The organism is Rhodococcus sp. EPR-147, from assembly GCF_001647185.1.
Lineage (GTDB): Bacteria > Actinomycetota > Actinomycetes > Mycobacteriales > Mycobacteriaceae > Rhodococcoides.
In genome coordinates, this window is the sequence record NZ_LVCU01000107.1 from 1 (window position 1) to 10,174 (window position 10,174).

Annotated in this window: 12 protein-coding genes; 6 read left to right on the forward strand and 6 right to left on the reverse strand. The window is 64.4% G+C overall.

Features of this window, described 5'->3' with window-relative positions:
• On the reverse strand, positions 1–403 hold a 403-nt coding region (locus A2J02_RS05095), incomplete at its 3' end, for an alpha/beta hydrolase family protein (RefSeq protein WP_442971446.1).
• A 61-nt stretch (positions 404–464) separates the two neighbouring features.
• On the reverse strand, positions 465–1,061 hold the full coding sequence (locus tag A2J02_RS05100) for a TetR family transcriptional regulator (RefSeq protein ID WP_068047591.1): 597 nt from the start codon (positions 1,059–1,061) through the stop codon (positions 465–467).
• Between the two features lie 87 nt (positions 1,062–1,148).
• Between A2J02_RS05100 and A2J02_RS05105 the strand changes: the two genes are divergently transcribed.
• Complete coding sequence (locus A2J02_RS05105) at positions 1,149–1,907, forward strand: SDR family NAD(P)-dependent oxidoreductase (protein ID WP_068047594.1); 759 nt, start codon at positions 1,149–1,151, stop codon at positions 1,905–1,907.
• Between the two features lie 31 nt (positions 1,908–1,938).
• Here the strand turns inward: A2J02_RS05105 and A2J02_RS05110 are convergent, their stop codons facing one another.
• A complete protein-coding gene (locus A2J02_RS05110) occupies positions 1,939–2,649 on the reverse strand; it encodes a glycoside hydrolase family 25 protein (protein ID WP_068047597.1) in 711 nt (236 codons plus the stop codon).
• 199 nt (positions 2,650–2,848) lie between these two features.
• Here A2J02_RS05110 and A2J02_RS05115 point away from each other — a divergent pair, with 199 nt between their 5' ends.
• Positions 2,849–3,535: a thioesterase domain-containing protein gene (locus A2J02_RS05115; protein WP_068047600.1), complete on the forward strand. Its 687-nt coding sequence runs from the start codon at positions 2,849–2,851 to the stop codon at positions 3,533–3,535.
• Between the two features lie 7 nt (positions 3,536–3,542).
• Here A2J02_RS05115 and ggh read toward each other — a convergent pair whose 3' ends face one another.
• The gene (gene ggh, locus A2J02_RS05120) at positions 3,543–4,880 is read right to left on the reverse strand and encodes a glucosylglycerate hydrolase (RefSeq protein WP_068047602.1); all 1,338 of its coding nucleotides are present in this window, start codon (positions 4,878–4,880) and stop codon (positions 3,543–3,545) included.
• Positions 4,881–4,986: 106 nt separating this feature from the next.
• Between ggh and A2J02_RS05125 the strand changes: the two genes are divergently transcribed.
• Both A2J02_RS05125 and A2J02_RS05130 read left to right on the forward strand, forming a co-directional pair.
• Positions 4,987–5,502, forward strand: coding sequence for a DinB family protein (locus A2J02_RS05125; RefSeq protein WP_068047605.1), 516 nt, complete (start codon positions 4,987–4,989; stop codon positions 5,500–5,502).
• Between the two features lie 13 nt (positions 5,503–5,515).
• Positions 5,516–6,187, forward strand: a complete 672-nt coding sequence (locus A2J02_RS05130; RefSeq protein WP_068047608.1) for an SDR family oxidoreductase — start codon at positions 5,516–5,518, stop codon at positions 6,185–6,187.
• Positions 6,188–6,360: 173 nt separating this feature from the next.
• Here the strand turns inward: A2J02_RS05130 and A2J02_RS28955 are convergent, their stop codons facing one another.
• Complete coding sequence (locus tag A2J02_RS28955) at positions 6,361–6,735, reverse strand: LuxR C-terminal-related transcriptional regulator (protein ID WP_082899482.1); 375 nt, start codon at positions 6,733–6,735, stop codon at positions 6,361–6,363.
• Between the two features lie 284 nt (positions 6,736–7,019).
• On the opposite strand from A2J02_RS28955, the gene A2J02_RS05140 reads away from it, so the two are divergent.
• Positions 7,020–8,207: a TetR/AcrR family transcriptional regulator gene (locus A2J02_RS05140; protein WP_156516100.1), complete on the forward strand. Its 1,188-nt coding sequence runs from the start codon at positions 7,020–7,022 to the stop codon at positions 8,205–8,207.
• A 66-nt stretch (positions 8,208–8,273) separates the two neighbouring features.
• Positions 8,274–8,699 carry a pyridoxamine 5'-phosphate oxidase family protein gene (locus A2J02_RS05145; protein WP_068047614.1) on the forward strand — a complete coding sequence of 142 codons (426 nt, stop codon included), beginning with the start codon at positions 8,274–8,276 and terminating at the stop codon, positions 8,697–8,699.
• A gap of 16 nt (positions 8,700–8,715) precedes the next feature.
• On the opposite strand, the gene A2J02_RS05150 is transcribed toward A2J02_RS05145, so the two are convergent.
• Entirely contained in the window at positions 8,716–9,990 is a 1,275-nt protein-coding gene (locus A2J02_RS05150) for a lipase family protein (protein ID WP_068047618.1), read from the reverse strand.
• Positions 9,991–10,174: the final 184 nt, after the last annotated feature.

Here is a 10,174-nt window from a genome sequence, read left to right on the forward strand (position 1 = left end):
CCGGAGGGTGTTTCAACCAGTCGGCAGCGAGCAGCCCGCTCCCGGAAAAGAACCACAGCGCAACTCGATTGGGATCCACTCCGGGGAGTTGTCGAACCTGGTCGACTCCGATGGCGATCTCATCGGCAGCCGCAGCACACTCGGCCAGCGAGGACATGTGATGTTCGAGTACGACACCGACGACACCTGCTGCCGCAGCGATGGATCCGTATCCCACGAAAACCGGTTGATCTCGGGGTCGCCATTCGACGCCCGGCGGACGCGGACCACCGTGGACGAAGACAACAGCGGGCCGAGGAGCGTCTTCGCCGGGTGCCGTGTCGGGTGCCCGATATACGTCGAACGATTCTCGACGTTCGCGTAGTACGTCGGGCGTTGCGAGTACGAACGGCTGCGGTTCCATTCACTTACCTCCATCGATGGTGCGCTGGAATCGGTCGAGTGCCCAGGCGTCACGCTTCACCTCACGACCCGGGTTGTGCGGCGATTCGCCTCGCTGCCTCCACGACAAAGCGTCGACGTGCCGCCCGTGCCTGCTGGTCGTTGGGTCCAGCACCGGTGATCATTTCGGCGAGCTGCGGGACGGTCTGCCACCAGGCGGCCAGCGCGATCAGCGTGAACACCAAGTGCGCAGGATCGATCTCCGAATCGATGAGGCCGTGTCGCTGGGCGTCGGCGAAACGCGCCACCTTCTCTCGGTAGTGCGTCGTGCGCACCTCCGCGTGAGCCGGCGGGCCAGGCTGGAGACCCTCCCACTGCAGCAGGCGGCCCAGTTCGGGATGAGATGCGTGATAGTCGAACGTCGCTCCGGCGAATTCGCCGATGTCGTCCAAGTCGACCCCTGTGAGTTCGACGCCGGTCGCAAGGCGCTCCAACTCGGTTGCCAGGACGAGGTCCCAGAGAGCCTTCTTGTCGCCGAAGTAGCTGTAGAGCCTCTCCTTGTTGACGCCTGATCGAGTTGCGATGGATGCGACGGTCGTGCCCTCGAACCCGTGAGCTGCGAATTCCACCAGCGCGGCATCACGGAGTCGACGCCGTGTCCCGTCCGTGTCCCAGGCCATCCGCCGAGAATACCAACTTCTGAGTTGGAATTTCCCCGCGCTCGAGAGGTAGCATTCCAACTACATCGTTGGAGTTGGAGAGTAAACATGAACGTCGTCGACAGTCTTCCCGCAGAAATCCGATCGCCCGCGCCGAACTCGGTGGCTCTGGTGACGGGAGGGAACAGTGGCATCGGTCTCGAGACGGCGCGGCAGCTACTGGCTCTCGGCGTGAACGTATGGATCGGAGCGCGGGATCTCGACAAGGGGCAACGCGCAGCCGCAGAACTGGGCTCGGGCGCGCGCGTCGTGCAGCTCGATGTCACGGACCCGTCTTCGGTCGCCGCAGCCGTGCAGCAGGTCGGCGAACTGGACATACTCGTGAACAACGCCGGGGTGAACCCAGGCAACGACGACGTCGTCGGCACCACGCTCGAGCAGTTGCGTACTGCGTACGAGACCAACGTCTTCGGTCTCATCTCCGTCACTCAGGGATTTCTCCCTGCGTTGCACAGGTCCGCGCACCCACGCATCGTCAACGTGTCCAGCGGAACCGGATCCCTGACCTGGAACAGCAGCCCGAACCCACAGTTCGACTGGGAACGAGTGAAGGGCGGCGGCGTGGCCTACCGAAGCTCGAAGACAGCCGTCAACGCCGTCACGCTGCTGACCGCTCAGACCCTCGGCGAGAAGGTCAAGGTCAACGCCCTGGCACCCGGGCTGCGCCACACCAACCTCGTCGCGGGCATGTCGGCGGGCGGAGACCCGGCCGAGGCGGCTACGGGAGTGGTCCGTCTCGCCCTCCTCGCCGACGACGGCCCCACGGGAGCCCTGTGGTCGTGGAACCATACGCGCGTGCCCTGGTGACGGAGTGCGCAGCCGTGCAGTTGGAGGAACGTCACCAGCGAGCGAGTACTCGCAGTGATTCCGGCGTGCCAGCGTAGTGATTGATGTCGGTTCGCCCGTCGATTCCGGGAATCGTGCCGCGATCGGTGAACTGCCAGAACAGCCATTCGGTCCAGCCGCCGGGCAGCGGCCCCAGCTCGTCGTCGTAGTCGGCGATCCACAGCGGATAGTTGTTGAACTCGTGGGTGTCGGCCATCGCCGTCCGCCAGAAGTTGGGATAGGTGTAGATGATCGGCTGACGTCCGGTCAGCGTCTGGACGGTATCGAGGTACCGGTGCGTCCAATCGATCACCTCGGCCGGCGACCTGCCCTTGGCATCTTCGAGGTCGAGCACCGGCGGCAGATCGCCCGGTCCGTTGATGCCCAACACCAGTGCCGAGTAGTACGCGGCCTGCAGCTCGGGTGACAACGTCACATCGGCGTAGTGGTACCCCCCGCGCGCCACGTTCGCCGTGCGCATGACGATGGAATCCTCGACGAAGTACGGGTTGACGTAATCCAGCCCCTCGGTGGCCTTGACCATCGCGAAGCCGTGGCCCGCAGCCTTGACGGCATGCCAGTCGATCGCGGTGCCGTCGATGTGTTGCCACGACGAGACGTCCGGACCCTGCGGAACAGCGGACGCGATGCCGGGCGCAGCGCAGGCGATGACGCCGACCGAGAACAATCCGAACAGGGCACGCAGCGTGCGGGAGAAGACCACCCGGGTGAGGTTAGGGGCCCGGACCTGGGCACTCAATGGTGAACAGTCACTAATGCGTTCTGTACACAGACGTGATTGAGTCGTCGGTGATGAGACGTGGGTAACACTCACGCTGCCGATGGCGACATACCCAGAGTCGGCACGAACAAACAAGTCCAATGGAAACACGAACTACATCTCTTGGCTCGGAGGCGCACCCATGACTGTCGTGAACGATCTCTCGCATCTGGCTCTCACGGAGCTCGACCCGTCCGACTACGCGGTGCCGACAATCGCACCGATCCGAACCACCGGACACCTCGACCCCGTGTTCTGCATCCACCCCTTGGTGGGTCTGGTCGATTGCTACGCGGGCCTGACCGCTCACGTGGACGACGACCGCCCCATCTACGGCGTCCAGGTACCCGCGTCCGGTGAGCGCGCGGAGTCCCTCGCGGCACTGGCGGCGCAGTACGCCGACGACATCGTTCGCATCCAGACCGACGGCGCCGTCCACCTCCTCGGCATGTCGTTCGGTGGAGTTCTCGCTCACGCCATCGCCGTCGAACTGCAGAATCGGGGCGTCACGGTCGGCGCACTGACGCTGCTCGACAGCGACCCTGTCCGGGCCCGCGCCGAGGGTGCCGATCTCCTCGCCGCCATGGGTGACGAGATCGATCGCAGCCATGTCGAAGAATTGCTCGCCGTCGCCTCGCACAACGACGAACTCGTTCAGCGCCACCTACCCGGCATCTACTTCGGCGACATCCTGGCCGTCTCGTCCCTGGGGACAGACTCCGGTTCCGCGTGGCATCCCTTCGTCTGCGGCACCGTCGCCAAGTACCTCGTGCCCGACGCCACCTCGTTCGACGTCGTCGGCCCGTTGGTCGACAGCTACCTCAGCTGATCTCGCGCTACCCCAGCCAGTCCAGTACGGCCGCGGCCGTCCACGATTGCTGCATGCTGCCGAGCGGCTTGCCGGTGAACGGCTCGTAGTACTCGGCGAAGCTGCCGTCGCTGGCCTGGCGCAGGCCTTCGTCGCGCAACGACAGTGACCGCTCGGACCACCCACGACGCGCGAATGCCCACGAGAACAGCCACGTCATCACCGGCCACACCGGCCCGCGCCAGTACTCACGGGCACGGAAATCCTTCGAGACGGGCGACGTGGACGGCGGAACCGCGTACCGCAGATCCGGGTGACCGCAGAATCTCGTGCCCTCGAAGATCCGAAGCAGATTGCGTTCCTGCTCGCGGGGCAGGCCGCCACACAGCAACGGCGCGAACATCGCGATGGTCTCGGTGCCGATCCACTGGCCCGTCCGCAGATCGAAGTCGCGGGCCCCGCCGGAGCGCGCGTCGGTCGTCGCAATCACTCCCGTGCGGAACTTCTCCGCCCACGACCGCAGCTCCCGAACATCGGAGTGAGGACGCGAATGGTCCTCGCCGATGGTCGCGAGCACATCGCATGCCACCGCGAAGATGGCGCTGACGAACACATCCTCGACGGCGAAGCTCATCTTCGTCTTCAATGCGTCGTCGTCGTACCCGACCTGCTTCATCTCCTCCACGAGCCAGATGTAGCGGTCGTACTCGAGATTGCTGGGCCGCTGGGAAGCGTCGCTGATGACCGCCTTGTCCTCCCGGAAGTACGGATCCATCTCTCCGGGAACCACATTCGCGTAGGCCGAATCCCACCGTGGCGAATTGTCCATCCCCGACTCCCAGCCGTGGAAAACCGCGATTCTTCCGTTGTCGTCGACATCGCGGGCCTGGGCGAGCCAGCGGTGCCACCGCACCAGATCACCCCAGCGGCGATCGAGAAACTCCTCAGCGACGGCACGCGTCGTGCGTCCGTGGCGCTTGGAGTGGTCCAGGATGCGCTGCACCGCGATCGCGTGGACCGGCGGTTGGGTGATGCCCGAGGTCTGCGGGCTCATCGGTGCGTGCGACGCGAGCGTGCCGGTGGCCCACCGGGCCGGCCCGGGGAAGTACCCGTCGACACCGTTGGCGAAGACGATGTGCGGAATCATGCCGTTCTTCCACTGCGCGGAGAGCAAGGTGTCCATTTCCACCACGGCCCGCTCGACGCTGAGCGGAGCCAGTCCGACGGAGACGAACGCCGCATCCCAGCTCCACATGTGCGGATACAGCCGCGGAGCCGCACTGGTCATGGTGCCCAGGTCGTTGCCCCTGAGCAGATATGCCGCGCGCGCTGCCAGCTGCGTGGAAGTGAAACCTCGATCGCCCATGCAGACAGTTTGCGTGCACAGGCGACATTCCGCTCGTTTGAAATTGCGGACCGAACCTGTCCTCGGTCGCTCCTACTGTGAACATCACCAACCACCAGGAGGAACAATGACCACCGCGAACACCGACATCGTGAAGATGCTCGACGAACAACGCGCCAATTTTCACATCACCGTCCGCGGAATCACCGAGGAGCAGGCGCGCACCCGCACCACCACGAGCGAGTTGACCCTCGGCGGGCTGCTGCATCACGTGATCAGCAACGAACGGCACTGGATGAAGGTGATCGCCGACCTGGACGAGAACGCGGAATTCGACATGGCCAGCGCCGGCGGCGAATACGTCATGGCCGAGAACGAAACCGTCGCGGGGTTGATCGCCGAATGGGACGAGGTGGCGGCCTCCACCTCGGCTGCGCTCGAGACGTTGGACCTCGACCTGTCGGTCCCGGTGCCGACGGCACCCTGGGCACCCGAACGCATCTGGCAGAGCGCACGATTCACGGTGCTGCACATTCTGCGCGAGATCTCCCAGCACGCGGGACACGCGGACATCATTCGTGAAGAACTCGACGGAGCGAACACCACCCGGACCTGGGCAGCCGAAGCCGGTATGAGCTTTTGAGTAACCTGCTTTCATGACTCGTACTGCGTTGGTGACCGGAGCAAGCCGTGGCCTCGGGGCCCACATCGCCCGACTGCTCGCCCCGGATCACCACGTCCTGCTCGGCGGACGATCGGCCGAGTCTCTCGAGCCGATCGCGTCGGAACTGGCAGGAGCTACCCCGTGGCCGGTGGAACTGACCGATCCCGACGCGGTTGCGGCGGCCGCGTCGGGCATCGATTCTTTGGATGTGTTGGTGCACAACGCCGGAGTCGCGGCGCTGGGGACGGTCGAGGAGTCGACGGCCGATGATTGGCGTCGCCAGTACGAGGTGAACGTCATCGCCGTCGTCGAACTCACTCGATTACTGCTCCCTGCACTGCGCACTGCCAAAGGCCATGTGGTGCTGATCAATTCGGGTGCCGGCATTCGCGCGAACCCAGGGTGGGGCGGTTATGCGGCGAGCAAGTTCGCGCTCCGGGCGTTCGGAGACGCACTGCGACAGGAGGAACCGTCGTTACGCGTGACCTCGGTGCATCCCGGACGCATCGACACCGAAATGCAGCAGGAGATCGTCGCGCACGAGGGTGGGGAGTACGACGGCTCGAGGTTCCTGCAGCCCAGTACCGTTGCCCGTGCGGTACGCAATGCCATCGATACGCCTGCCGACGCACATCCCACAGAAGTGGTGCTGCGCACCAGGTGAGCGAAAGTCCTCTCGGTCGTTGCGCAGGCTCCACTCCGGCCTCGTAGTGGGGGTCGAGTTTCCGCTCACAACAGAGGGTTCGGCGTGAGTCTGGTAGTTCGTTGGCCAGACGACTTGCGTGGGCCCCTCGGCTACGCACGTTGCCTGCAATCAACCCCGCCGACCTTCGTCGCTCAGAGGTCGTCGAGTTTCACTATGCCGGCTTGCAGGGCCCTGGCGACGAGTGCCGCCTTGGTCGGCGCTGCCCGACCGACGCGGGAGTATTTGTCTCGAATTCGTGTCAGGTGGGTGTTGACGGTTCCCAAGGCGATGTGGAGGCGCGCACCGACTTCGACCTTGGAGTCGCAGTCCAACCAGACTTTCAGGACTGCAACTTCACGCTTGGTCAGTCCGGGTGACGCGTACGTCGGCGCTGGTCGTCGGCCCTGGACTCGCCCCGATGCAAGAGTGGAACGGGTGACGGGCGGCCTCGGGCCGAGAGGGTTGCGCACTGTCCCGGGCACTGCGACGCGCGTCTGGACTTGGGGTCGACGATCGATCAACACCATGGGGTCCTCCTCGAGATACCGGCCTTGAGGCCGATGAGTATCCGACCACGGCCCGCGAACCCCCTGCAACACAAACCAATTCGAGAACAAGATCGATTCGAGTGTTACGACTACACAGACATGTAGTTAGAACTAAACACTGCGAGCTCGGCCACTGGATTGCTATGGTTCGTGATCCATTCAGGTGCTGTGAAGTCCAGTGAAGGCGGTTGACGTTGAACCCTAGGCCCGTCCCGCGTGAACAATTTCTCCACGCCGGATACCGGCTCCTGAACGACGTGGACATGACCGACCTCGCCCGGTCGCTGTCCATCTCGGCGGTGGTCGACGGTGCCGGGCTGTCGCATCAAACGTTCCACAACACCTACCCCGGCAACTCCCGCAGCGGAGGTTCCGGCGGCAAAGAAGCGTTCGTGGCGGATCTTCTCGACAACCTCACCGTGAATTACACCGGCACGACGCCCATCGACCCGCCTGCCGGGCTGCGAGACGCGGCCGCGCCGGTGTCCGCCCTGTTCGAGGACCTGACCTCCGGCCTGATGCGTCGGCGCCTGGTCGCCACCCTGCTCGCCAGCGACCACGACGGGGCGCGCAAAGCCGTCACCCCCGAATTCGAGCGCCTGGACGCCGACCTGCGCACCATGGTGGGTCGGGCCATCCAAGCTCAGGGCGGGTCCGTGCGTCGGCCGCTGTCGTTGACGTCCCTGTCCACTGCCCTGGGCGCACTTCTCGACGGCTACGCTCTTCGCGAGATGCTCACGCCCGGTTCCGTTGCCACGAGCGAGGTAGCCGAGGCAGTCACCTCGATCCTGCGCTGGGCCGTCGACCCAGTGCATTCCGATCGGAACTCGACCGAACCCGACCCCGTCGACGTGCTCGACGATGCCGCGTCCCTCCGCCCCGACCTGGAGGCCGACGTCATCGCGGCCACGGAAGCGCTCTTCCTCGACAACGGATACTTCCTGGTGACGCTCGCCGACATCGCCGCAGCTGCAAAGATTCGAGTCGAGGATCTCCGACGCCTGTTTCCCAGCAAGGTAGACATCATCGTCGCCGCACTGAAACCCGAGTTCGATCGCGTCCTACGGCTGCGCCGAGCCGACGAACGCCTCGGCGTCGAGCCCGCAATCGCTCTGCCGCGCACGTTGATTGCGGTGGGCGAGTTCGTGATCGACAACCGCGCGATGAGCACAGGGATGCTCCTCGCGCTCAGCTTCGAGCAGTTCCAACAGCCGAGCACGATCACGACCGTGATGGAGAACCTGTACCTACCTGCCGCCGTCGTCCCGATCCTCGAACGCGGACGCGAAACCGGCGTGTTCAGCGACGAGGCACCGACGATCGAGGCGGCAGTCATGCTGACCAACAACGTCCTGTTTCGATGCTTGACGCGGCCGAACGAATCGGCAATCGACGTTGCCGACGGCGTTCTCCGACTACTCATGCCCGGCATCTCGACCAGGACGCCCTGACGTCACCCGGCCCGAGGGTTCGTCTCAGGTCTAGAACTTGGTCTGCGAAAGTCCTACGGTTGTTTCATGGCACTGTCGAAGGCAGAACGCGAAGAATTTCTGGCCGAACCTCACATCGCCGCGCTGTCCGTCGCTGCAGGCCCTGATCGTGGTCCGTTGACTGTCCCCATCTGGTACGACTACACCCCCGGTGCCCAGGCGTGGGTCCTCACCGGGAAGACGTCCAGGAAGGCCGAATTAATCAGAGCTGCAGGTCGATTCACGCTGATGGTCGAGCAGTCGGACCCGAGGATCAGGTACGTCTCGGTCGACGGATCCGTTGCGCGGGAACAGCCGAGTACACCGGAGTTACTGCGCACCATGGCAGCGCGCTATCTGCCGCCGGAGAAGGTCGACGGCTACCTCGAGATGGCCGACAGTGAGCACGAAGAGAACGTGGTGTTCTACCTGCAGCCGGAGCATTGGCTGTCGGCCGATCTGGGCGCGATCTGACAGAACCACCCGGGTTCTACGGAGTCGGTGCCAGGCTGTTTCCGGGCGGGATGGTTCCGCAGTTGCTCCGCGTCGGCCCACCGGAGAACCGCTCGGTCAGGAATTGCAGACTCTGGGCCTCGAAAGCCGGGAAGGCTTCGCTGTGCGACAAGCCGTCGTACTGCGCGTACTGCACATCGACGCCCCGGCCGCAGTATTCGTACGCCAGTCCCTGTACGTCCGCGGTGATCATGACGGAATCGCCGATCGGATCGGCTTGCCCCACAGCCAGGAACATCGGCGTCCGCGGAGTGCCTTGGCTACCCATGATGTTGTCGTCGATCGCCGCCACCACCTCGGGTACGTCGAGCATGGAGGTGTACGGAGCCTTGACCATCGACGCGTCGGTGAGCGTCGGGTAGTCGTCGGCGAACTGGGCGATGCACTCCTGATCGACCTGATCGATCACCTGGCGACCGTAGTCGGAGATGATATCGTCCAGGTCGAGACCGTAGGCGCGTTGGTAGGCGACGATGAGAGCCGGAATGACGCCCGCCCACTCCTTGCTTCCGCTGACGTACGGCAGGTTGTGAGCCAGGTCGACGGGCAGCCCGCCGGCCGCCGCTCCGACGAGGTTCAGCTCGGGTGCGTACTCGGGGGCAATCTCGGCACCCCACTGCGTCGGGACGGAGCCTCCGGAGTATCCGACCATACCGACGGGCGTGTTCGACGGAAGCTGCAGAAAAGACTGTGCCGCGCGAACGCCGTCCAGAGCTGCGTAGCCCGACTGCCGTCCGATCGTCCACTCGAGTTCTTCGCCCTCGTAATCCGGCACGACGACGGTGTAACCGGCAGCGAGATAACCGGCAATGACCACCTGTTCCGCACCGGCAATAGGACTCGTGGACCCGCCGCTGAGGGTGTACGAGGGATTGCACTGGGACCCGAGGGCGTCGTATGCCATGTGGTACGACACGATTCGCGTCGGCCCGGGGACCAAAGGGCGCAGCACCGTGGCGACCGTGACGACGGATTCGCCCTGCTGGTCGGTAGTTCTGTACAGAACCTGGCTACCGGTGACCGGCGTCGGCTGGTTCGGCGTTCGGAACGTCATGGGCCTCGACCGAAGCACCGTTCCCGGGGAGACGTCCAGCCCGCCGTCCCAATCGTAGAACGGATCGTCGGCCGGAATCGGTGAGCCGGGCCCCGGATCTGCTTGTGCAACAGGGACACTCACGAGTGTGACGGATCCCAGAACCAGGACGACGGAGGCCACCAGCCTCACCACGAATCCTTTACCGACCTGTGACATGGAACAAATTAAAGCCCCGAGCTCGAAGTTATGGACGGAAATCGCCAGATTTTCATCCACAACTTCGAGTTCGGCGGGGGCTACTTCAGGACGATGTTCACCATTCGACCCGGGATCACGATGATCTTGGTCGGGGCCTTGCCGTCGAGCAGGGCGACGATCTTCTCGTCGGCCAGTGCCGTCT